Origin of the sequence: Bradyrhizobium sp. SZCCHNS30572, assembly GCF_032484415.1 — a bacterium.
GTDB lineage: Bacteria > Pseudomonadota > Alphaproteobacteria > Rhizobiales > Xanthobacteraceae > Bradyrhizobium.
In genome coordinates, this window is the sequence record NZ_JAUESY010000002.1 from 638,987 (window position 1) to 660,844 (window position 21,858).

Annotated in this window: 19 protein-coding genes; 10 read left to right on the top strand and 9 right to left on the bottom strand. The window is 66.3% G+C overall.

Features of this window, described 5'->3' with window-relative positions:
• Positions 1-58 precede the first annotated feature (58 nt).
• The 4 genes from QX048_RS07945 (at position 59) to hflX (ending at position 5,717) form a co-directional block, all read left to right on the top strand.
• On the top strand, positions 59-2,404 hold the full coding sequence (locus tag QX048_RS07945) for a PAS domain-containing sensor histidine kinase (protein WP_315751121.1): 2,346 nt from the start codon (positions 59-61) through the stop codon (positions 2,402-2,404).
• 17 nt (positions 2,405-2,421) lie between these two features.
• The gene (locus QX048_RS07950; protein WP_315711893.1) at positions 2,422-3,792 is read left to right on the top strand and encodes a sigma-54 dependent transcriptional regulator; all 1,371 of its coding nucleotides are present in this window, start codon (positions 2,422-2,424) and stop codon (positions 3,790-3,792) included.
• A 269-nt stretch (positions 3,793-4,061) separates the two neighbouring features.
• A complete protein-coding gene (gene hfq / locus QX048_RS07955) occupies positions 4,062-4,310 on the top strand; it encodes an RNA chaperone Hfq (protein ID WP_006613906.1) in 249 nt (82 codons plus the stop codon).
• Positions 4,311-4,337: 27 nt separating this feature from the next.
• Positions 4,338-5,717 (top strand): GTPase HflX, encoded by a 1,380-nt coding sequence (gene hflX, locus QX048_RS07960; RefSeq protein ID WP_315827595.1) that lies wholly within the window; start codon positions 4,338-4,340, stop codon positions 5,715-5,717.
• A gap of 64 nt (positions 5,718-5,781) precedes the next feature.
• Here the strand turns inward: hflX and QX048_RS07965 are convergent, their stop codons facing one another.
• The 3 genes from QX048_RS07965 to QX048_RS07975 are packed head-to-tail and all read right to left on the bottom strand — an operon-like array spanning position 5,782 to position 10,614.
• On the bottom strand, positions 5,782-7,515 hold the full coding sequence (locus tag QX048_RS07965) for a thiamine pyrophosphate-requiring protein (protein WP_315827596.1): 1,734 nt from the start codon (positions 7,513-7,515) through the stop codon (positions 5,782-5,784).
• 16 nt (positions 7,516-7,531) lie between these two features.
• On the bottom strand, positions 7,532-9,217 hold the full coding sequence (locus QX048_RS07970) for an FAD-dependent oxidoreductase (protein WP_316159505.1): 1,686 nt from the start codon (positions 9,215-9,217) through the stop codon (positions 7,532-7,534).
• Between the two features lie 23 nt (positions 9,218-9,240).
• Complete coding sequence (locus QX048_RS07975) at positions 9,241-10,614, bottom strand: MFS transporter (RefSeq protein WP_315827598.1); 1,374 nt, start codon at positions 10,612-10,614, stop codon at positions 9,241-9,243.
• 129 nt (positions 10,615-10,743) lie between these two features.
• Between QX048_RS07975 and QX048_RS07980 the strand changes: the two genes are divergently transcribed.
• Positions 10,744-11,646: a LysR family transcriptional regulator gene (locus QX048_RS07980; RefSeq protein ID WP_315711905.1), complete on the top strand. Its 903-nt coding sequence runs from the start codon at positions 10,744-10,746 to the stop codon at positions 11,644-11,646.
• Between the two features lie 23 nt (positions 11,647-11,669).
• Here QX048_RS07980 and mazG read toward each other — a convergent pair whose 3' ends face one another.
• Positions 11,670-12,488, bottom strand: coding sequence for a nucleoside triphosphate pyrophosphohydrolase (gene mazG / locus QX048_RS07985; RefSeq protein ID WP_315751542.1), 819 nt, complete (start codon positions 12,486-12,488; stop codon positions 11,670-11,672).
• Positions 12,489-12,622: 134 nt separating this feature from the next.
• Between mazG and queC the strand changes: the two genes are divergently transcribed.
• Positions 12,623-13,339 carry a 7-cyano-7-deazaguanine synthase QueC gene (queC, locus tag QX048_RS07990; protein ID WP_315827599.1) on the top strand — a complete coding sequence of 239 codons (717 nt, stop codon included), beginning with the start codon at positions 12,623-12,625 and terminating at the stop codon, positions 13,337-13,339.
• A 52-nt stretch (positions 13,340-13,391) separates the two neighbouring features.
• On the opposite strand, the gene QX048_RS07995 is transcribed toward queC, so the two are convergent.
• The 4 genes from QX048_RS07995 to nthA all read right to left on the bottom strand — a co-directional run bounded on the left by QX048_RS07995 (position 13,392) and on the right by nthA (position 16,026).
• Entirely contained in the window at positions 13,392-14,162 is a 771-nt protein-coding gene (locus QX048_RS07995) for a hypothetical protein (protein ID WP_315827600.1), read from the bottom strand.
• A gap of 183 nt (positions 14,163-14,345) precedes the next feature.
• Positions 14,346-14,732 carry a nitrile hydratase accessory protein gene (locus QX048_RS08000; RefSeq protein ID WP_315827601.1) on the bottom strand — a complete coding sequence of 129 codons (387 nt, stop codon included), beginning with the start codon at positions 14,730-14,732 and terminating at the stop codon, positions 14,346-14,348.
• A complete protein-coding gene (gene nthB, locus QX048_RS08005) occupies positions 14,729-15,391 on the bottom strand; it encodes a nitrile hydratase subunit beta (RefSeq protein WP_315827602.1) in 663 nt (220 codons plus the stop codon). The genes QX048_RS08000 and nthB overlap by 4 nt, the downstream gene beginning before the upstream one ends.
• The gene (gene nthA / locus QX048_RS08010) at positions 15,391-16,026 is read right to left on the bottom strand and encodes a nitrile hydratase subunit alpha (RefSeq protein WP_315827603.1); all 636 of its coding nucleotides are present in this window, start codon (positions 16,024-16,026) and stop codon (positions 15,391-15,393) included. Before nthA ends, nthB begins: the two co-directional genes overlap by 1 nt.
• Positions 16,027-16,304: 278 nt before the next feature.
• Between nthA and QX048_RS08015 the strand changes: the two genes are divergently transcribed.
• Both QX048_RS08015 and QX048_RS08020 read left to right on the top strand, forming a co-directional pair.
• Positions 16,305-17,765 carry a GH1 family beta-glucosidase gene (locus tag QX048_RS08015; protein WP_315711917.1) on the top strand — a complete coding sequence of 487 codons (1,461 nt, stop codon included), beginning with the start codon at positions 16,305-16,307 and terminating at the stop codon, positions 17,763-17,765.
• A 242-nt stretch (positions 17,766-18,007) separates the two neighbouring features.
• Positions 18,008-18,949, top strand: a complete 942-nt coding sequence (locus tag QX048_RS08020) for a hypothetical protein (protein WP_315827604.1) — start codon at positions 18,008-18,010, stop codon at positions 18,947-18,949.
• Positions 18,950-19,029: 80 nt separating this feature from the next.
• Here QX048_RS08020 and QX048_RS08025 read toward each other — a convergent pair whose 3' ends face one another.
• Positions 19,030-19,851, bottom strand: a complete 822-nt coding sequence (locus QX048_RS08025) for a hypothetical protein (protein ID WP_315711919.1) — start codon at positions 19,849-19,851, stop codon at positions 19,030-19,032.
• A 323-nt stretch (positions 19,852-20,174) separates the two neighbouring features.
• Between QX048_RS08025 and QX048_RS08030 the strand changes: the two genes are divergently transcribed.
• A complete protein-coding gene (locus tag QX048_RS08030; RefSeq protein ID WP_315711920.1) occupies positions 20,175-21,029 on the top strand; it encodes a DUF2167 domain-containing protein in 855 nt (284 codons plus the stop codon).
• Complete coding sequence (locus QX048_RS08035; protein ID WP_315827605.1) at positions 21,026-21,751, top strand: site-2 protease family protein; 726 nt, start codon at positions 21,026-21,028, stop codon at positions 21,749-21,751. The genes QX048_RS08030 and QX048_RS08035 overlap by 4 nt, the downstream gene beginning before the upstream one ends.
• Positions 21,752-21,858: the final 107 nt, after the last annotated feature.

Genomic DNA, 21,858 nt, shown 5'->3' on the forward strand with positions numbered 1-21,858 from the left:
GGAATGCATCAGTCCGATTCCCGGACGTGCCGCGTTCAGCATCACCCACCTTGCCGGAATGACCAGCGCAGAGACATCGGCCACCCCCTTCGATTCGTCGTCCACCGAGGGCCGGCGCTGGACCTGGCGCACCTGGCTGGCGCCGGTGGCGGTGGCGCTGGCGCTGCTGTCGGCCTTCCTCACCTTCATCGTGCTGGTCGGGCTGACCCCGGTCGAGCCCACGACCGACGTGGTCAAGACCTTCTACCTGATCGACGCCGGAACGATCCTGGTCCTGGTCGGGATCATCATCCGCGAGGTCTGGCAGGTGGTGCAGGCCCGCCGGCGCGGCCGGGCGGCGGCGCGGCTGCACGTCCAGATCGTCAGCCTGTTCTCGGTGATCGCGGTCCTGCCGGCGGTGCTGGTCGCCGTGGCGGCCAACGTCACCATCGATCGCGGCCTCGACCGGCTGTTCTCCGGACCAGCGAAAGTCGCGATCCAGAACTCGCTGACCATTGCGCGCGCCTACATGCAGGAGCACGCGCAGTTCATCCGCGGCGACATCATCGGCATGGCGACCGACATCGCACGCGCGCGGCCGCTGTTCGACCAGGACCGCGCCAGCTTCCGCGAGCTGCTCACCACCAGCGCCGCCTCGCGCAACCTGCCGGGCGCGATGATCATCGACAAGAACACCAACCCGATCGTCTGGGCCGAGACCGGCGGGGTTCAACTGGCCTATTCGCCGCCTGCACCCGAGTTCCTCAACAATGTCCGCGAGGAGGAGCCCGAGATCGCGGTCCTGCCGGAGTCGAACTACGTCGCCGCGGTGATCCGGCTGCGCGCGTTCAACGACACCTTCCTCTACGTCGCGCGTCCGCTCGATCCGCAGGTCGTCGAGCAGCTCAAGCAGACCGAGCTGTCGGTCGCCGAATACGCCCAGGTTGAGGCGCGGCGATTCGGCATCCAGATCGCCTTCGCGCTGATGTTCGCGGTGATCGCGCTGACCATCCTGATGGCCTCGGTGCTGATCGGGCTGAACTTCGCCAACTGGCTGGTGGCGCCGATCCGGCAATTGATGAATGCCGCCAACACCGTGTCGACCGGCGATCTCAACGTCCAGGTCCCGGTGCATCGCTCGGAGGGCGATCTCGCCCAGCTCGGCCAGACCTTCAACAAGATGACGCAGGAGCTGCGCACGCAGCGCGACGAGCTGGTCAGCGCCAGCGAATTGATCGACAGCCGGCGCCGCTTCATCGAGGCGGTGCTGTCATCGGCCTCCGCCGGCATCATCGGCGTCGATGCCTCTGGCAGCGTCGGCATCCTCAACCGCTCGGCCGAGAAGCTGATCGGACATGCCGAGCAGGAGGTGCTCGATCATCCGCTCTCCGACGTGCTGCCCGAGCTCGACGATATGATGAAGACCGCGCGCGAGGGCAAGCAGCGGCTGGTGCAGGGTCAGATCACGATCCAGCGCGACGGCCACGAGCGCAATCTGTCGGTGCGCGTCACCGCCGAGCAGACCAACCAGGCGCGCGACAGCTACATCATCACGCTCGACGACATCACCGAGCTGGTGTCGGCGCAGCGCACCTCGGCCTGGGGCGACGTTGCGCGGCGCATCGCGCATGAGATCAAGAATCCGCTGACGCCAATTCAACTGTCCGCAGAGCGAATTCGCCGCAAATTCGGCAAGGTCATCACCGAGGACAAGGCGATATTTGAGCAATGTACCGAGACGATCGTGCGGCAGGTCGACGACATCAGGCGAATGGTCGACGAGTTCTCGCGGTTCGCGCGGATGCCGAAGCCGGTGATGGAAGGCGAGGACGTCGCCGACACCGTGCGGCAGGCGGTGTTCCTGATGAAGGTCGCGCATCCCGAGATCGACATCGAGACCGAGATCAAGCAGGACCCCTTGCGCGCGCAGTTCGATCGCCGCCTGATCTCGCAGGCGCTGACCAACATCATCAAGAACGCCACCGAGGCGATCGAGGTGGTGCCAGAGGCGGAGCTCGGCAAGGGCCGTATCGACGTGGTCGCCTCGCGCGAGGGCGAGGACGTGCTGATCGACGTCATCGACAATGGCATCGGCCTGCCGAAGGTGGCGCGGCAGCGGCTGCTCGAGCCCTATGTCACGACCCGCGCCAAGGGCACCGGCCTCGGGCTCGCGATCGTCGGCCGCGTGCTGGAAGACCATGGCGGCAAGCTCGAGCTGAAGGACGCGTCCGATTTCCGTCCCGGCCAGCGCGGCGCCTGGATGCGGCTGCGCTTTGCCGTCTCCGGCCAGGCCGCGAAGACGGGCGCGAAGGAGCAGGCGGCGGCGTCTGACAATGCGCAGAAGACCGAGGTTGGCGGCGAAACCGCTGACACGGTTCAAACGACCAATGATGAACCAAAAATCCAAGCCGCAACCGGCAGCTGACGAGACAGGCGTGACCCATGGCGAGTGATATTCTGATTGTCGACGATGAAGCCGATATCCGGGAGCTGGTCGCCGGCATCCTGGATGACGAAGGCTTCACGACGCGAACCGCGCGCGACAGCGATTCGGCGCTCGCGGAGATCACGAGCCGCCGTCCCAACCTGGTGTTCCTGGACATCTGGCTGCAGGGCTCCAAGCTCGACGGTCTGCAGCTCCTCGAGCAGATCAAGAAGGACCATCCCGACCTTCCGGTCGTGATGATCTCCGGCCACGGCAACATCGAAACGGCGGTCGCCGCGATCAAGCGCGGCGCCTATGACTTCATCGAGAAGCCGTTCAAGTCCGACCGGCTGATTCTGGTAGCGACGCGTGCGCTGGAGAATTCCCGGCTCAAGCGCGAGGTGCGCGAGCTCAAGCAGCTGGCGCCGACCGCGAGCAGCATGACCGGCCGCTCGCCGTCGATGAACCAGTTGCGCCAGACCATCGAGCGCGCCGCCAAGGCCAACAGCCGCATCCTGATCGTCGGCCCTCCCGGCTCGGGCAAGGAGCTCGCCGCGCGTTCGCTGCACGCTCAGTCGCCGCGCTCCGAGGGCCCGTTCGTCGTCATCAACGCCGCCGCGATCACGCCGGAGCGGATGGAGGAGGAGCTGTTCGGCATCGAGCAGTCCAATGGCGAGCAGGCGCGCAAGACCGGCGCGCTCGAAGAGGCCCACGGCGGCACGCTGTTCGTCGACGAGATCGCCGACATGCCGCGCGAGACGCAGAACAAGATCCTGCGCGTGCTGGTCGACCAGACGTTCCAGCGCGCCGGCGGCACCACCAAGGTGCACGTCGACGTGCGCATCATCTCCTCGACCGCACGGAATCTCGAGGAGGAGATTGCCGCCGGGCGTTTCCGCGAGGACCTCTATCACCGTCTGTCGGTGGTTCCGATCCGGGTTCCGCCGCTGTCGGAGCGCCGCGAGGACATTCCGGAGCTGATCGACTATTTCATGGAGCAGATTTCGGCCACGACCGGCCTGCCGAAGCGGCAGATCGGCCAGGACGCCATGGCCGTGCTGCAGTCGCACGTGTGGCCCGGCAACGTCCGTCAGCTTCGCAACAACGTCGAGCGCGTCATGATTCTGGCCGCCGGCGGACCGGAGGTGATCATCACCGCCGACATGCTGCCGCCGGATGTGGGATCGATGGTGCCGGCGATGCCGACCAGCAACAATGGCGAGCACATCATGGGACTGCCGTTGCGCGAGGCACGCGAGGTGTTCGAGCGCGACTATCTCATCGCCCAGATCAGCCGCTTCTCCGGCAACATCTCGCGCACGGCCGAGTTCGTGGGCATGGAGCGGTCCGCCCTGCATCGCAAGCTGAAGGCGCTCGGCGTCGGCTGAGGCTCCCGCTCGGCCAAACTTGCCGACTGGACGAATTTACATTGGAAAATTCGTCCATTTCCGGAATTTTACGGATGAATCCGGTCCTTTTGGAACCGGCCTCCTTGCAAGCGGCTTGCCTAATATGCTCGCCTGTCTTCTAATCCGGCATCCCATGGTCCCTCGAGGGGGATCTCAATGGACCATGGGCCACCTCGATGAATCCGGGGCCTGCGATCGGGTCATCGAAGGTTCAATAAGAAAAAGCACAAGACTGCGAGATAACAACAATGGCGGCCGACCGCGCACAAAACCTACAAGACACCTTTCTCAACCATGTCCGCAAGACCAAGACGCCGCTCACGATCTTCCTGGTCAATGGCGTGAAACTGCAGGGGATTGTCACATGGTTCGACAATTTCTGCCTGCTGCTCCGGCGCGACGGTCACTCGCAGCTCGTCTACAAGCATGCGATCTCCACCATCATGCCGGGCGCGCCGATCCAGTTGTTCGAGGGCGGCGAGGACGCGTCTGCGTGAGTGTGACCTGACGTGAGAGTGACCTGATTGGAACCCCGCGATCGCGAAGGGACCATCGGCCTGTCGAGGCCGGATGACAATAAGGGGACCGGGCTCGTCATCGCGGTCGGCCCCTACTTGCGAGCGCGCCGCGGCGACGATGGCGCGCAAGCAGGCCAATCCGACATGCGTGATTTCGAGGCACGGATCGACGAGGCGGCGGGCCTCGCGCGGGCCATCGACCTGACGGTGGCCGAGGCCATTCTCGCGCCGATCGGGCAAATCCGCCCTGCGACCTATCTCGGCAAGGGCAAGGTCGAAGAGATTGCCGGCGTGATCGCCGGCCATGGCGTCGAGCTGGTGGTGATGGATTGCGCGCTCTCGCCGATCCAGCAGCGAAACCTCGAGAAGGCCTGGAACACCAAGGTGCTCGACCGCACCGGCTTGATCCTGGAGATATTCGGCCGCCGCGCCAAGACGAAGGAGGGCGCGCTGCAGGTCGAGCTCGCGCATCTCAACTATCAGCGCAGCCGTCTGGTGCGGTCCTGGACCCATCTCGAACGCCAGCGCGGCGGCTTCGGCTTCATGGGCGGTCCCGGCGAGACCCAGATCGAGGCCGACCGCCGCCTGATCGGTGACCGCATCACGCGGCTCGAGAACGAGCTGAAGAAGGTCCAGGCGACACGGCGGCTGCATCGCGCCGGACGCCAGCGCGTGCCGTATCGCGTCGTGGCGCTGGTCGGCTACACCAATGCCGGCAAGTCGACGCTGTTCAATCGCCTGACGCGCGCCGACGTCCAGGCCGCCGACATGCTGTTCGCGACGCTTGATCCGACCTTGCGCGCGATCACGCTGCCGCATGGCGGCAAGGCGATGCTGTCGGACACCGTGGGCTTCATCTCCAACCTGCCGACGCAGCTCGTCGCCGCCTTCCGCGCCACGCTCGAGGAGGTGCTGGAGGCCGACGTGATCCTGCACGTCCGCGACATGTCGCACGAGGATGCCGAGGCGCAGCAGCACGATGTCGAGCTGGTGCTCAGCCAGCTCGGCATCGATCCCGAGGCCACCGACACCATCATCGAGGTCTGGAACAAGATCGACCGTCTCGACCAGGCAGCGCGCGAGAACCTCGCCAACATCGCCGGGCGTCGGCCGCCGGAGCGGCCATGCCTGCTGGTCTCGGCCCAGACCGGGGACGGCGTCGACGCGCTCCTGCAGACGATCGAGGACCGTCTCGCGGCGGCGCGGACCACGCTCGATCTCACCATCGACGCGGCCGACGGCGCCGGCATCTCCTGGCTGCATCGCAACGCCGAGGTGCTGGCCAAGGAGCTGAACGAAGGCCGCTACGACATGACCGTGCGCGTCGACGCCACCAAGCGCGACATCGTGGTCGAGCGCTATCACGGCGTGCCCCGCGTGGCGTGAGCCGCGCGCGACGTCGTTTGCCTCTCGTGCAGGATGTCATGCATCGCTGCGCCTATCCATCGGGCTACAAGGGCGTGATGTCGGCGTGCAGCACGGCGGCGCGCCCGCCGTCGAGGGCGGCGAGGCAGCGCTCGATCGCCGCATCGAGCTTGTCGGGATCGTCGACCCGCTCGCCATGGGCGCCGAATGCGCAGGCGATGTCGGCGAGACGACGCTGCTCGCCCTGGCGCCCGGTGCTGAGCCTAGAGAGGAAGGAGTCCGTGCGCTGTGCCGCGCCGTCCGGATAGACGCGCTGAACCGAAGCCTTCACCGCCTGCCAGCCGTTGTTGTCGAGGATCACGGTCAGGATCGGAAGCTGATATTGCTGCGCTACGGCGTAGACGGAATCCGGCGCGGCGAAATGATAGGCGCCGTCGCCGACGATCTGTACCACGCGCGCTGAGGGATTGGCGAGCTTGAGTCCGAGCGCCATGCCGCCGCTGAAGCCGAGGCCGCCGCCCGCCAGGCCCACATAGGTCATCGGCCTGGTGCGGCGAAGCTGCTGCTGCAGGACCGGCGCGTTGCGGACCGCCTCGTTGACAACGATGTCGTGCTCCGACAGATGCGCCTGCAGCCGCACGAACAAATGGGCCGGGTTGATCGCGCCGATTGAGCCTTTCTGCGCGGCCGCCGACGTATGTCTCGCATGCGCGGCCTTGCGGGTTGGCTGCCAGCTCGCGATCCGGTCGCGCACCTTCCTCAAATATGTATCGTCGGCACGTGCGACGACGAGCTCCAGGACCTGCCGAAGAATGACGGCCGAATCGCCCTGAATGCGGAGGTCGGTGGCAAATCCCCACATCGGGATGTCCGCCTTCAGGGCGTCGATGTCGATCTGGATCCAGCGCAGCCGATCGGCCGCCTTCAGCATCTGCGGAATGAAGGGGACGTCGATGTCGATGAGCAGCCCGAGATCGGCGCCAGCAATAAGCGCGGCAGGATCGGCGCCCGCAAAGCAAGGGGAGTCCTGGCAGATGTTCATCGTGATGGGATTGAACTCGGCGACCCGGATTCCGCAGACCAGCGCCAGTCGCTCCAGCACAGAAACCGCCTCGGCGCTGCGTCCGAGATATGCGGTCACCGCGATCGGATTGTCCGCCTTCATCAGCGCGTCCGCGATCGCCTGCGCGCGTTCCGGCTCGATGCCTCCCGCTTTGACGCTGCCATAGCGCGCGGCCGGGTAGGCCGGCATCGCCTGTTCGTCCCAGGTCTCGGCAAGGGTTTCTCGCGGCAGCATCATGTAGACCGGGCCGGGCGGATCGCTGTGCATGAACGCGGCAGCGCGGGCCACCGCCTCCTTGACGACGACGCCCGACGGCAGGGTGTATTCCCATTTGACATAGGGCCGCACGATGCTGCCCTGATCGAAGCTCTCCTGCACGAAGTGGACGTAGGTGTCACGTCCTCCCGGCAGCTCGCCATGCAGCGCGAACGGAGCCCGCCCAGCGAACAGCAGCACCGGCAGCCGGTAGCGAAAGGCGTTCTGAATGGCCATGCACGCGTTCGCCGTGCCGGCATCGACGTGGACGAACACGGCCTGACCGCGGCCGGTCGCGCTCGCATAGCCCATCGCCATGTGCGCAGCGACCACCTCGTGGGGGCACAGGATCACCTCGGGGTGCCGTCGACCTTCGCTGTCCCAGCGTGCAAGTTCCTCGATCAGCGAGACATGATCGGTGCCGAGATTGGCAAAGATGTAGTCGATGCCGCTCTCGACGAGCGCCTCGAGGAAGTAGTGCGCGGTGGTGTGGTGTGTCATGGCGCGGTGGCGAGGATCAGGCGACGACGGCATTGTCACGGCGCACGGCCTCAGCCTGGGTTGTGAGGCCGCGCAGGCGGTCCAACAGGTCGTCGGGCTCCTGAGGTGCGGCCGCGCCGCGCCAGGCGATGTGCGAATCCGGTCGCACCACGAGCAGGCTGTCAGCGAAGTCGTAGCCGCCCTTGGCCCGGTCGACGTCGACGAGCGTCAAGGGAACGCCCTGGCGGGCTGCGGCCTCGACCAGCGCCTCGGCATTGATGGTTGGATCGAACCGGACCAGCGTATAGGCCGGGCCGAGCGCGTCGAGCAGCGAGCGGCCATCGGCGAGCCACACATGCGGGGCGCGTGCGCCCGGCACGGTCGACGCGGTGAAATGGCCCATGCCGTAGGGCGGCGGCGTCTCGCCATCGTACGAAATGGCCGGTGACCGGTCGTAGTAGTAGCCGAAGTTCAGGCCGGAGCAGCAATATTGCTGCACGTTGAGGTCGTAGGCGGCCTGTCCCACCTTGCGGCGCGCCTCATCGCCCACGGGGCCGTCCATTTCGACTTCGGCAGGCACGCTGCGTCGCTGGCTCATCACGGCGAGCGCATGGTTCATCGCGAAGTGCGACACCTGCTCGGTGATCGGCTGCCGCTCCGCCTCATAGGCGTCCAGCAGGGCAGGGGCAGCCCAGCCGTGCAGCACGCCGGCGAGCATCCAGCACAGGTCGACCGCATCGGCGATCCCGGCATTCATGCCGTAGCCCGCATAGGGAATCCACAGATGCGCCGCATCGCCACAGATGAAGGCACGGCGATCGCGAAAGCGATCCGCCACCAGGCGGCGTCCGATCCAGTCCTCCTTGCTGATGACCTCGTACTCGAAGCGGTCGTCGACACCGAGAATGGTGCGCAACGCCCAATCGCGATCGACACTGTCGAATTCGACTTCCTCGGCCGCGAGGTGGTTGTGGATCAGCCAGTTGTCGCGGCCGTCGATGGAGACGGTGGTGCCGCAGCGCCGCGGGTTGAGCGACATCGTCATCCAGGCCGGCTTCTGGGTGATCAGGTCCTTCAGCGCGGGGGCATGGATGTAGGTCGACTGCACCCGCTGCACGACATCGGTGCCGCTGAGCCGCGCGCCGATCAGCTTGCGCACCGCGGAGCGGCCACCGTCGCAGCCAATCAGATAATCGGCCGAAATGGTGATGTCTCGGCCGGCGTCGAGATCGCGTGCCCGCGCGATCACGCCGTTTTCATCCTGGTCGAACCGATCGACCTCGACGCGGTTCAGGATCGTGATGCCGCGTTGCGCCTCGGCGCAAGCGAACAGGATGGGCTCGAGATAGATCTGGTTGATGCGATGGGGCGGCTCGGGCGTCGGCCAATCGGTGTCGGGTCCACCGGTCGCCGTATAGCGGTCCTTGCGGGACGGAATCGGGATGCGCGTCAGCTCGCGGCCGACGACCGTGGTGCGATAGGCGCAGTCGTTGGGAAAGTCGGCCGGCAGGCCGCCTTCGCGCACTTGTTGGACGATGCCAAGGCGGCGGAACACCTCCATCGAGCGCGCGGAGACGTGGTTGCATTTTACGTTGGGCGGCTCTCCGGCGCGCCTGATCTCCGCGACCACGACCTCGATGCCGCGCGAGGCGAGATCCATGGCGGCGGTCAGTCCGACCGGACCGGCGCCCACGATGAGCACCTGGGTTTGAATCGTCTTCATGTCAGTTCTCTTCTGCTCTGAACCTAGGCACGCTCGGCTGTCGAAAGCGCATCCCGCTGCGTGCCGTCGGCGGTCGGAAGACTGCCGCGCATGCCGAGGACGGCAAGGCCAAGGATCACCAGTGCCGAGAACAGTTGCGGCACCGCGCTGGCCTGAAACAGCGAGGACACGTCCCATTTCGCTGCGAGCATCAACCCGCCGATCGTGACGCCGAGGATCGAGCCGAAGCGGCCGATGCCCAGTGCCCAGCCGATGCCGGTGCCGCGGATGTAGGTCGGATAGATGCGCGCCGCGTAGGCGTTGCAGCCGATCTGTCCGCCGATCACCGCGACGCCGGCAATGAAGACGGCCGGCACGAGAATCGGCAACGAGGCTCCCGCGATACCGATGGTGATGATCGAGAGGAAGCCGGCAACGTAGGTCGCGAACAGGACGCGATCGAAGCCGAACTTTTCGATCAGCAGGCCGAGCCCGACGGTGCCAAGCATGCCGCCGAGCTGGAAGGCGATGCCGACGGCGATCGCCGCCTGGACGTCAAGCCCGACACCATGTGTGAGCGTCGGCAGCCAGCTGTTGAGGAAATAGATGTCCATCATGTTCATGAAGAACATCACCCACAGCAGCAGGGTCGGGAGCAGGCGCCGCTTGGTGAACAACTGCGGCAGCAGGAAGCCCTTGCCGCTCTCCTCGATGATCGTAAAGCGCGCGTCGGCGGGGAGGCGGTCCGACGGATCGATCCGGCTCAGCAGCGCGCGCACGCGAACATTCTTGTTGTGGTCGAGAGCCAGCAGCGAGAGCGATTCCGGCAGCCAGATAATGAGAACCGGACAGAGGATGAGCGGCAGAATGCCGCCGATGAGAAAGATGATCTGCCAGCCATAGGCGGTGATGAGCTTCGCCGCGACCGCTCCGCCGATCGCCGATCCGAGCGACACCGTCATGAACATCAGCATGATCAACAGGGTCCTGCGACGCTGCGGCGAATATTCGCCGGTCAGAGCGATCGTGTTGGGCAGGACGCCGCCGAGCCCGAGGCCGGTGAGGAACCGAATGATGACGAGGTCGGATACGCTGGTGGCCTGGGTGGTCGCCAGCGATCCAAGCGCGAACACGAGAACCCCGGCGACGACGAGCCATTTGCGCCCGAGATAGTCGGCCAGCGCGCCGAACACCAGCGAGCCGATCATCACGCCGAACAGGGACGCACCGAACACGGGCCCCAACGCGCCCGGCGCCAGATGCAGGTCCTTGCTGAGGGCAGGGGCGACGAAGCCGAGCGCCTGGGCATCGAAGCCGTCGAGCCCGACGACCAGCGCGCACAGGCAGATCACCCTGATCTGGAAGCCCGACAGCGGCCGATCGTCGACGTAGCGCGTGAGATTGATCGCTTGCGTCAAATGTCCCTCCCCATGTGCTTGTTGTTGCCTGGCGCGCTTCGCAGCAGCCGCCGGCTGTTTGCAAATATGTTGCATGATCAAACTCTTTCGATTAGCCACAAAATTCTCATTCATTCATGAGGAAAGCTAATGCCCCCGACCTTGCGGCAATTGGAGGCCCTGGTCCTGGTGTATCGGCTCGGCAGCATCACCAGGGCCGCCGCCGAGCTGCGCGTCACGCAGTCGGCGATCAGCCTGCTGATCCGGCAGATCGAGGAGAACTTTCAGCTCAAGCTGTTCGATCGCACGACGCGGGCGCTGCACCCGACGGCGGCCTGCCGTGAGGCGATCACCGCCGCGGAACGCATCCTGGCGGGGACGCAGGGGCTGTCGCAGCGGATGCGCGACCTTGCCGAGATCAAGGCCGGCCGAATTTCCATCGCGGTCTCAGCGGGCGTCGCGTCGGCGCTGCTTCCACGCGTGTTTGCGACGTTTCGATCGCGCCATCCCGAGGTGAGGATCGATCTGCGTGATGTCGCGCCCGACGAACTCCTCGCGATCGTGATGGCCGGGCACGCGGAGTTCGGCCTCGGCAGCGTCGAGGACGACGGCGTGCCGGAGGTCAGGATCGATACACTGATGCAAAGTCCGCTCTCGGCGATCGGCATCAAGGACGGCCGGTTCGAGAAGCACCGCCGTCTGACCTGGGACGGCATCATGAGCTCCGATCTGATCACGATGCGTCACGGCACGCGCATCCGCCGTCAGATCGACGAAGCGCTGGCGCAGACGGGGCGGGCGCTGAAGCCGGCGTGGGAGGTGTCGCTGATCACGACCGCGCTGGCGCTCACGGCGGAGGGCGCCGGCATCAGCATCCTGCCCGCGCACATGCTGCCGAAGGCACAATTTCCGACGCTTGCCGCGATCCCGCTGTCGCAGCCGACGATCCATCGGCATGTCTCGCTGTTGAGCCGCGCCGACTTTGGATTGTCGCCGGCCGCGCAGCGTTTCGTCGAGATCGCAAAGGCCGTGCTGTCGCGGAAGGGCGGCTGATCACGGCTTCGGAGACGGGGACGCTACTTCTCCAGTCGCTTCGCCTCGTTCCACAATTCGTCCATCTCGTCGAGCGACGCTTGTTCGAGTGTACGGCCCTTGGCCGTCAGCGCCTGTTCGATGTGCGCAAAACGGCGCTCGAACTTGGCGTTGGTGCCCCGCAACGCGGTCTCCGGATCCACCTCGGCATGGCGGGCAAGATTGACCAGCGCGAACAGGAGATCGCCGGTCTCCTCGGTCAGCTCGGTCGCATCCTTGTTGTCGAGCGCGGCCTCGATCTCGTCGGCTTCCTCGCGGATCTTCTGCAACACCGCGCGCGGATCGTTCCAGTCGAAACCGACGGTCGCCGCCTTGCGCTGCAGCTCCATCGCGCGCACCAGCGCAGGCTGTCCGGCCTTGATGCCTGACAGCAGCGAGGACTTGCCCGTCTGCGCCTCGGGCGGCCGCCGCGCGGCGCGCTCGGCCTTCTCCTCCGCCTTGATGCGGTCCCATGTGCCTTTGGTGGGCTGGGTGACGTTGCCGTCCTTGTCCGGGAACACATGCGGATGGCGGCGGATCATCTTCTTCGTGATGCCCTCGACGACGTCGCCGAATGCAAACGCGCCTTGTTCTTCGGCGATGCGGGCGTGATAGACCACCTGCAGCAGGAGATCGCCGAGCTCCTCGCGCAGATCGTCGAGATCGTCGCGCGTGATCGCATCGGCCACCTCATAGGCTTCCTCGATGGTGTAGGGCGCGATGGTCCGGAACGTCTGCTCGATATCCCACGGGCAGCCGGTGACCGGCGTGCGCAGCGCCGCCATGATCTCGATCAGGCGTGAGATGTCGCGGGAGGGGATCATGGGCAGGTCCTGACAGCATCGTTCGATCGTGTCCTGTATGCCCCAAGCCGCGCGCGGCTCCCAGCAAAAAGGGCGATTACGCGGGATCGCTCCGCGGGTTGGCCCGACCCGTCGATGATGCTAAGCGGGGGGCCATGAGTGAGCAGGACATGACAGCCCTGGTGCTGTTCTCGGGCGGGCAGGATTCCACGACGTGCCTGACCTGGGCGCTCGACCGCTTCGCGCGCGTCGAGACGATCGGATTCGCCTACGGCCAGCGCCATGCGATCGAGCTCGCCTGCCGCGACCGGCTGGTCGAGGGCATCGCGCGCCTGCGTCCCGACTGGGCGGCCAAGCTCGGTGACAGCCACACGCTGGACATTCCAACGCTGGCTGCGATCTCCGAGACGGCGCTGACGCGCGACGTCGCGATCGAGATGGGCGCTGACGGCCTGCCCAACACCTTCGTGCCGGGCCGCAATCTGGTGTTCCTGACCTTTGCGGCGGCGCTCGCCTATCGCCGCGGCATCCGCCACATCGTCGGCGGCATGTGCGAGACGGACTATTCGGGCTATCCGGACTGCCGCGACGAGACCATCAAGGCGCTGCAGAGCGCGCTGAGCCTGGGCATGGCGCGCGCGTTCGAGCTGCACACGCCGCTGATGTGGCTGTCGAAGGCCGCGACCTGGCAGTTGGCGCATGATCTCGGCGGCACCGGGCTCGTGGACCTGATCCGCGACCGGTCGCACACCTGTTATCTCGGCGAGCGCGGCGCGCGGCACGATTGGGGGCACGGCTGCGGACAGTGTCCCGCCTGCGAGCTGCGCGCCAAAGGATGGCGCGAATACATCGCGGCGGGCGGGCCATCCTGAATCGGAAGCGGGGCCTTCGGGCCCCGCGGAGAGTTGCGCGACAGGCGAGCGCTCAGGCGGCTTCGTTGTCCGACGGCTCACGCTGGCTGACGATGACGAGATCCGCATCGGCGAGGTCGTGGCCGTCATCGGCCTCACTGGCTGCGGCGGAGGCCGCCTGCGCGACGAGGCGCGCGGTGATGTCGTGATTGGCGTCCTTGCCGCTCTTCTCCCAGGCAGGCGCGTTCAGCACCACGATGTCGTCGTCGTGGGCGGCACCGTCGTGATCGGCGGGCACGATCGACGGCGACTTCACCGGCTTGTCGACGATACGCAGGGTCGGGGCCTCGGCCTCGACCGGCTCCGCTGAGGCCGGTTCGTCCTCGGCCATTTCTGCCTGCTCCGGCGCCGGGTCGACGGCCTCTTCGGCGGGAGCATCCGTGTCGGCGCTCGCAGCGCTGGCCACCGCCTCGGCGGCTTCGGCGGGCTGTTCGGCGGCCGCGGCAAGGCTCTCTGTTGCCGGCGCATCATCATGCGGCGCGAGGCCGAGATGCTGCGAGATCTCCTTGATCACGCGGTCGATCGCCACCAGCACGCGATATTCCGGGATCGAGGCCATGTGCTGCTCGAACCGGTTGCGCGCATATTGCAGCGAGTCGATCACGTCGGTGGCGATGGAGGAGCCCGACGCTTCGGTGCCGTGCAGGGCTCCGGCGGCCTTCTCGGTCGAGCTCTCGATCAGCAGGAAGGCCTCGTATTGCGGAATCGATTTGAGCTTCTCATGATAGTCCTGACGCACGCCGGCGAGCGTGTCGACGATGGTGGCGAACTCTGGCGCGGGCATTTTCAACGTCCCCTCAACTTCGGCAAAGAAGATGCGGGACGCTACGGACGCACTGATGAATGTTCAATTTCGAACGAATACGGCTGTTCGCGGCATGAATAGCCGGCCGTTAAGACCGCACCATCAAAAGCAGGATCGCCCGCTCACCGGGCATTAAGCATCCTCGCGACCCTTGCGAAACGCTCAGCCGGCAAAATCCTCGGGCCGGAGCTCGATGGGCTTGCCATGTGGGGTGCGATCGGCCGCGTGATCCCAGGCGTCGCGGTAGCGCGCGAGCGCATCGGCGGAGGTGACGCCCTTCTCGGCGACCAGACGTTCGAGCGTCGCCAGCCAGTGTCGATAATACGTATCGCCGCAATCGGCGTCGCCGGCCGCTTGCGCGCGTGAAATCTCCTGGGCGAGCGCGGCGGCCCATTCGGGCCAGGTGAACAGCCCGTGGGCGTGCAGCGTGACGGCCATCGCGAAGGCGTGCGCTTCCCACGGCTCGCGAAACACGGGCCCGCTGTCATCGACGGGAATGCCGGGCAGGGCGCGCGTCGCCGCGACCGCCGCCTCACGGTCCGGTTTCATCGGGCTGGCTCCAGATAGGGCTCGAAAGCGTCGACCGTAACCTCCAGCAGCGGATCGGGCGCATCGGCCCACAGCTCGGCGCCGCTGAACGCCACCGTGTAGAGCCATTGCGGATCTTCGCCGCCGCCATGGGCGTTGCTGTCCGGAAACACGTGCATGCCTCTGACCGCCGCGACGCGGCCGAGATGGCCGCGCACGTAGCGCGGCAGCCGCGTGTGTGTCGACGGATGGATGTCCTTGGCCCGAACACTGTCGCCGACGGCGAACAGCGCCGGCTGCGTCGCCACGCGTTCGGTCGGGCCACCGCGACGCAGTGTCGGCGCGACGGCATCTGCAGTGAGGATCTTGGCGACGGGCTTGGCCGGATGCAGCACCTTGCCGGCGGCGATCTCATCGGCGTCGACCAGATGCCGCTCCTGCATCAGCCGTTCGAGGCCCGCGAGCCAGATCTGGTAGTAGCTCATGCCGAGGTAGTCGTCCGGCGGACGGTTCTCGCGCGCGAACCGCGACATGTCGATGTTCCAGCCGCCGGGGGTCGCCATCGCCAGCGTCATGGCGAACGCGCGGCGCTGCCATTCGGCGTGAAACACCGGCTCGTTCGGCTCGGGGCGGACCGGGCCGAAGCCGGCGACGCCGCCCATGTCATGCGCACCATCCATCAGCGGCCGACCTCGTGCGGTTGCTTCGGCAGGCCGGTGCCGATCATGCTGTCGCGCGTGACGAGCTCGGCGAGCCGCTCCGCGCTCCAGCCGTCGGTCCCCGCGGGACGCATCGGCAGCACGAAATAGCGGACCTCGGCCGTCGAATCCCACACCCGGATCTTCGTCGTCGGCGGCAAGTCGAAGCCGAAATCCTTCAGGACGCCGCGCGGATCCTTCACCGCCTTGGCGCGATAGGGCGCCGACTTGTACCAGACCGGCGGCAGGCCGAGCACGGGCCACGGATAGCAGGAGCACAGCGTGCACACGACCATGTTGTGCAGATCCGGCGTGTTCTCGACCGCCACGATGTGCTCGCCCTGGCGGCCGGCATAGCCGAGCTCGCCGATCGCCGGCGTGGCGTCGGCAAGAAGGCGTGCCCGATAGGCCGGATCGGTCCAGGCCCGCGCCACGACCTGGGCGCCGTTGCGGGGACCGACCTTGCTCTCATAGGTCTCGATGAGCACGTCGAGCGCAGCGGGATCGATATATCCCTTCTCGGTCAGGATGCTTTCGAGCGCGCGGACCCGCAGATCGGTCTCGGACAGGTCCGAGTGATCGTGCGGATGGTCGTGATGGTGGTCGTGATCCGTCATGGCACAACCATAGGCGTAATCCGGCACCGCTGTCGAGCCGAGGACGTTACAAACCGACGGTGCGAGCAGTCGCGTTTCAACGCCGCCGCAGCCGTGCGGCGGTCACAATGCCGAGCGCGGCGCCGTCGGTCATTGACGCGCCGATTCCGGACGCAGATGTGATCGAGGCCGCTCCCTTGCCGCCACCTCGGGCTGTTCAAATCGGAGCGCAGATATGGTTCGTAATGCTTTCGCCGTCCCGATCGGGCACGATAGCAACAGAGGTTTGAGGTTCATCAATGCCGAACGACGTCTCCCGCCGTGATCTTGCAAAGCTGGCCGGGCTGGCCGCCCTCGGGGCGGCCAATGGCCCGGCGCAAGCGGAGGAGGGCGCGGTGAAGGAGGATGCCGGGCGGCGGTTTCCCGCCGATTTCGTGTGGGGGACGGCGACGTCGTCGTACCAGATCGAGGGCGGGGCCACGGCCGATGGCCGTGGGCCGTCGATCTGGGACGTGTTCACGCATTTGCAGGGCAACATCGAGGACGGCAGCACCGGCGACGTCGCCTGCGATCACTACAACCGCTACAAGGACGACGTGCGGCTGATCAAGGAGCTCGGCTGCCGGGCCTATCGGTTCTCGATCGCCTGGCCCCGGCTGTTTCCCGACGGGGGGCTGACTCCCAATCCGAAGGGCCTCGACTTCTACAACCGCCTCGTCGACGAGCTCCTGGCCAACGGCATCACGCCGTACGCAACGCTGTATCATTGGGATCTGCCGCAGGCGCTGCAGGACCGGGTCGGCGGCTGGCTCTCGGTCGACACGGCCAGGGCCTTTGCGCACTATGCGGGCTACGTCGCCGAGCATCTCGGCGACCGTGTGAAGACCATCTTCACCATCAACGAATGCGGCCGCTTCGTTCCGTTCGGCTATGGCCTCGGCGTCGACGCGCCCGGGCTGAAGCTGCCGCAGCAGCAGGTCAACCAGGCGCGCCATCACGTGGCGCTGGCGCACGGTCTCGCCGTCCAGGCCATCCGCTCCGGCGGGCGCGCCGGCATGCGCGTCGGCATGGCCGAGAACATCACGGCCTGCCTGCCGGCGATCGACACGCCGGAGAACATCCGCGCCGCCGAGATCGCGACGCGCGAATTGAATGCCGGCTTCCTCAACGTCATCCTCGAGGGGCGCTACACGGAGGGTTTCCTGGCGTGGTCCGGCAAGGATGCGCCGAAATTCACCGCCGACGAACTGAAGATCATTTCGGCGCCGGTCGATTTCGTCGGCCTCAACATCTACGCGCCGCAAGCCTATGTCGTCGCGTCGGACCGCGCGGCCGGATTCGACGTGCTGCCGATGCCGTCCTCGTTCCCGCACATGAGCTCACCCTGGCTGCTGGTCGGTCCGGAGACGGCCTATTGGGTGCCGAAGCTCGCCGCCAAGATCTGGAATCTCCAGACCATCTACATCACCGAGAACGGCACCTCCTCGGACGACAAGCTGACCGCCGATGGCAAGGTCCACGACCTCGACCGCGTGATGTATCTGCGCAACTATCTCGCCCAGCTGCAGCGCGCAACGTCCGAGGGCGTGCCCGTGAAGGGCTACTTCCTGTGGAGCCTGCTGGACAATTTCGAGTGGGTGTTCGGCTACAAGCAGCGCTTCGGCATCTATCACGTCGACTTCGACACCCAGGTGCGCACGCCCAAGCTCAGCGCGTCGTACTACCATCACGTGATCAGCCGCAACGCCGTGAGCGCGTGAAGCGCCGCGACGCCACCCGGGGTCCCGCCGGGCGCAGTCCGCGCCATTCAGGCGGCCGATGTGCCGTCGGCATCCGACGCATTGAGTGTCGGCGCGCCGGCCTTCACGTCGCGATTGCAAATCCATGATGCGGAAAGCACACCTCGTGCGACTCTTTTGCGCGCATGCCGTTTTCGTGGCGAAAGCTGGCTGCAGATGACGTAAACCGGCAATCTGCCGGCCCCTCAAGCGAGTTTTCCAGCATGCAAGTTTCCGTTGTTTGTCCGCCAGCCGTCCGCGCGGGCGTTCTGTTCTGCGTCCTCGGAGTGATCGCTGGCTCCAGCGCCTGGGCCCAGGGAGCCGCGAATGATGCGGCCAAGCCCGCCACGGAGCAGTCTGCCGCGCCGACGGCCGAAAAGCCCGTAGAGTCCGAGCCGAAACCCGCGGTTGCTCAAACCAGGCCCGCCGAGCAGCCCTCGGATGCCGCCGGCAAGCTTGCGGCCGAGCCTGAGAAGACGGCCGAGAAGCCCGGCGAGCCGGCCGCTGCGGACACCAAGCCCGTTCAGGCCACAGACAGCGCGAGCCAGCAGCCGGCGGACAAAGTATCAACCGAAAAAACCGCGACGGATGCTGCGGCCGAGAGCAAGCCGGCCGAGGCCAAATCCGAGACCAAGGTCGAACCGAACTCCGGCACCGACGTCGGCCAGAAGCCGGCCGTGACCGAGTCGAAACCGGCAGAGCCCGCTGCGGCCGTTCAGCCCGCCGCCGTCGCCAAGGACGCGCCCGCACCGGAGAAAGCCGAAGAGAAGGCTGCGGAGAGCAAGCCCGCAGCCGCGGCGCCCGCCGAAAAGCCGGCTGCCGCCGCCGAGGTGAAGCCCGCGGTTGCGCCGGCCGAGCCCAAGACATCCGCGCCGCCGGCCGCAGTTTCTTCCGCGGCCACGCCGGGGAAGGCGGCTGCGAAGCAGGACACCGCGTCCCCGTCGGCCAAGCCCGGACGGCACGGCCACGCGCATGCCCAACATGCCGAGGACGACGCCAAGCCCGCCAAGCGCGAGCAACGCGTCCGCAAGCCCAAGAGCGAACAGAAGAGCGAAATGAAGCGGGAGGCGAAGAGGCGGGGTGTGAACTGCAAGAGCTTCCGCACCTATGACGCGGAGAAGGGCACCTACCGCGGCTACGACGGGCGCGTTCACACCTGCTCGTAAGAGGCAGATAAGGGGCCGATCGGCAAGCGCGCATCGGCGGCGGCCAAGACCGCCACCGGTGAGCACGGCCGATCACACCATCAACGCGGCATCGGCGGCTGAATGCCCGAGGTGTTGCGGGTAAAGAGTGTCCCGAACGTCGAGCCCTGCGGCTGCGCCGGCTGCGGCCGGGCCATTCCCGTGGTGGTCCGCTGCTGCGGCGTCACGATGATCTGCTGGGGCGGGCCTGGGGGCACCGTGCCGCGTGCCTGCACCGACTGGTTGGACATTCGTGACACCAGACGCATCAGCTGATCCTGGCCGGCTTGTAGCTGCTCGATGGCGCGGGTGTGATCGCGGCTGGCCTGATCCTGCGTCGACTTGATCTGTTCGATGCCCTGCTGCAGATCGGCGATGTCACGCGCCATCCTCTGCATCAACGTCGCGGGCTCGCGGGGGCCGGTGGTGTCTTCCGCTCCCCTCAGCGAGGCATTCGACATCATGGCATCCTCGCTACCCTGCTGGGCTGACGCCTCGTCCTGCGGAGCTTCGCTGGCGCCCGGCATCCAACGGTCCATCAGCGAGGTGCCGGCGTCGCGCTGCGACCAGGCGACCGAGCCACCGACCAGCACGACCAGCAGAGCGAGACCCACGGCGTTGCGCCCGCGCAGCCTGCCGAGCGGTGCCTTCATCCGCGCCCAGCGGCTGGCCCCGGCGTCTGCCGCCCCGCTCGTGCTCGCTGCCGCCGCGGCATCCGCCGCCACGCCGGGCCTCTCGATCGCCGCGAGCCGCGTATCGATCCGGGTCAGCACCTCACGCAGGACCCGCCGGTACAGTTGATCATAGCTTGTCTTCTCGGGCTTCCCAGGGGCGAGGCCGATCTCGCTCTGATCAATCTGTTGCACGTTCTGTGTGGACTGCATTGCTGATCCCCAAACCCTTGGCCCGCCGCCGACGCCGATGTTCTCTTTGAATTTTCAAACGTGACTCGACCCGCCGCTTTGGCCGAAAGCAAGACAGCGTCGTGACGAGGAGGGGGCCTTTTCGGACCATCTCTCCCTCGCTGCAGCGCCAGTCGATCGCTTCGAGAGGCCTGAATCGCCCTCTTGTTGCGCGCTGCCGAGCCTTCGAGGTACTATCCGACCGACGTTCTTTTGGGGGATTGGGGCCGGTGCAAAGCTTGATTGTCATTGCGCGCGCAATGTTGTGCGCAGCGTTCGTCGTCCTGTCCGCTCACGCGCAGGCCGTGCCTTTGGATGAGGCCACGCGCAAGGCTGAACTGATGGCGGCCTGGCAGGCGGCGAGCCAAGCGGGCACCGACGGACCAAGCGACATCGTGCTGATCGACCAGGGCACGCTGAAGCTGCCGGCCGACTACTTCTACGTCCCGAAGAACGAAGGCCTGCGGGTCCTTCGCGCGCTCGGCAACGTCGTCAACGACGCGACCTTCGTCGGGCTGGTCGTCGGCAGACGCCAGAACGACGACTGGATGGTGGTGATCAAGCACATCAAGGAAGGCTACATCAAAGACGACGACGCCAAGAGCTGGAACGCGGACGATCTGCTGAGCAACCTTCGCGCCGGCGCCGACGAGGCGAACAAGGACCGTGCGGCGCGCGGATTTCCGGAAATGGCCGTGGTCGGCTGGGTCGAGCCGCCGGCCTACGACGCCACGACGCATCGTCTCGTCTGGTCGCTGCTCGCCAAGGAGAAGGGCCAGCCCGACGATGCGCCGAAGAACGTCAACTACAACACCTACGCACTCGGGCGTGACGGCTATTTCAGCCTGAACCTCCTGTCCGGCTCGGAGCGGATCGCGGGCGACAAGGCGGTGGCGCACGAGCTGCTGTCCGATCTCTCCTACAATGCCGGCAAGCGTTATGAGGATTTCAGCGCCAGCACGGATCGGATCGCCGAATATGGATTGCTGGCGCTGGTCGGCGGCGTTGCCGCGAAGAAGCTCGGGCTGCTGGCGCTGGCCGGTGCGTTCGTCCTGAAGTTCGCCAAGATCATCATCTTCGCCGTCGTCGGCGCCGGGGCCGCTGTCATGAACTTCCTGCGCCGCAAGCCGCGCGGCGACAACGCGGGCGGGCCGACGTGAAGGCTCTCCTGCTGATCCTGTTCTCCGGCCTGAAATGGGGGAAGCTCGCCATGAGCGGCGGCACGATGCTGCTGTCGCTGGTCGTCTATGCCGGCATCTGGGGCTGGCGCTATGCCGCCGGCTTCATTGCGCTCCTGTTTGCCCATGAGATGGGACACTACGTCGCCGCACGCCAGCGCGGCCTCGACGTCGGCGCTCCCGCCTTCATCCCGTTCGTCGGCGCCTGGATCGCGCTCAAGGAGCAGCCGGTCGACGTCGAGACGGAGGCCTATGTGGCACTCGCCGGTCCGCTGGTCGGGACGGCAGCCGCGCTTGCGGTCTATCTGTGGGCGCGATCCGACGACAGCAATCTGCTGCTTGCGATCGCCTATTCCGGCCTGTTCCTCAACCTGTTCAACCTGCTGCCGATCTCGCCGCTGGACGGCGGCCGCGTCACCAGCGTGCTGAGTCCGCGCATCTGGCTGCTTGGCGTTCCCATGCTGCTGGCCTTGATGCTCTATCGGCCGAGCCCGATGCTGATCATCATCGCCATCCTGGCAGCCCCGCAACTGATGAAGGCCTGGCGCTACGATCCCGGCGCGCCCGAGAACGTCGCCTATTATGGCACGACGCTGCAGACGAAGCTCGAATATGCCGGGACTTATCTCGCGCTCGCGGCGCTTCTCGCCGTCATGACCTACGACGTGCACGAGATGCTTGGGCACGTGCGTCAGTTTGGCTGAGTTGATGTCGCCGCTTGAGTCGAGAAGCTTCATGTAGGTCAAAGGGCACCGCCTCGTCGTAAGGGATCGCCTCGTCGTAAGGACGTGGCCCTCTTCAACTCGGAATA

Bases quoted from the DNA above. Each gene is read 5' to 3' on its own strand.
- QX048_RS07945 (WP_315751121.1), top strand. From the start codon at position 59: ATGACCAGCGCAGAGACATCGGCCACCCCCTTCGATTCGTCGTCCACC.
- QX048_RS07950 (WP_315711893.1), top strand. From the start codon at position 2,422: ATGGCGAGTGATATTCTGATTGTCGACGATGAAGCCGATATCCGGGAG.
- hfq (WP_006613906.1), top strand. From the start codon at position 4,062: ATGGCGGCCGACCGCGCACAAAACCTACAAGACACCTTTCTCAACCAT.
- QX048_RS07965 (WP_315827596.1), bottom strand. From the start codon at position 7,515: ATGACACACCACACCACCGCGCACTACTTCCTCGAGGCGCTCGTCGAG.
- QX048_RS07970 (WP_316159505.1), bottom strand. From the start codon at position 9,217: ATGAAGACGATTCAAACCCAGGTGCTCATCGTGGGCGCCGGTCCGGTC.
- QX048_RS07980 (WP_315711905.1), top strand. From the start codon at position 10,744: ATGCCCCCGACCTTGCGGCAATTGGAGGCCCTGGTCCTGGTGTATCGG.
- mazG (WP_315751542.1), bottom strand. From the start codon at position 12,488: ATGATCCCCTCCCGCGACATCTCACGCCTGATCGAGATCATGGCGGCG.
- queC (WP_315827599.1), top strand. From the start codon at position 12,623: ATGAGTGAGCAGGACATGACAGCCCTGGTGCTGTTCTCGGGCGGGCAG.
- QX048_RS07995 (WP_315827600.1), bottom strand. From the start codon at position 14,162: ATGCCCGCGCCAGAGTTCGCCACCATCGTCGACACGCTCGCCGGCGTG.
- QX048_RS08000 (WP_315827601.1), bottom strand. From the start codon at position 14,732: ATGAAACCGGACCGTGAGGCGGCGGTCGCGGCGACGCGCGCCCTGCCC.
- nthB (WP_315827602.1), bottom strand. From the start codon at position 15,391: ATGGATGGTGCGCATGACATGGGCGGCGTCGCCGGCTTCGGCCCGGTC.
- nthA (WP_315827603.1), bottom strand. From the start codon at position 16,026: ATGACGGATCACGACCACCATCACGACCATCCGCACGATCACTCGGAC.
- QX048_RS08015 (WP_315711917.1), top strand. From the start codon at position 16,305: ATGCCGAACGACGTCTCCCGCCGTGATCTTGCAAAGCTGGCCGGGCTG.
- QX048_RS08020 (WP_315827604.1), top strand. From the start codon at position 18,008: ATGCAAGTTTCCGTTGTTTGTCCGCCAGCCGTCCGCGCGGGCGTTCTG.
- QX048_RS08025 (WP_315711919.1), bottom strand. From the start codon at position 19,851: ATGCAGTCCACACAGAACGTGCAACAGATTGATCAGAGCGAGATCGGC.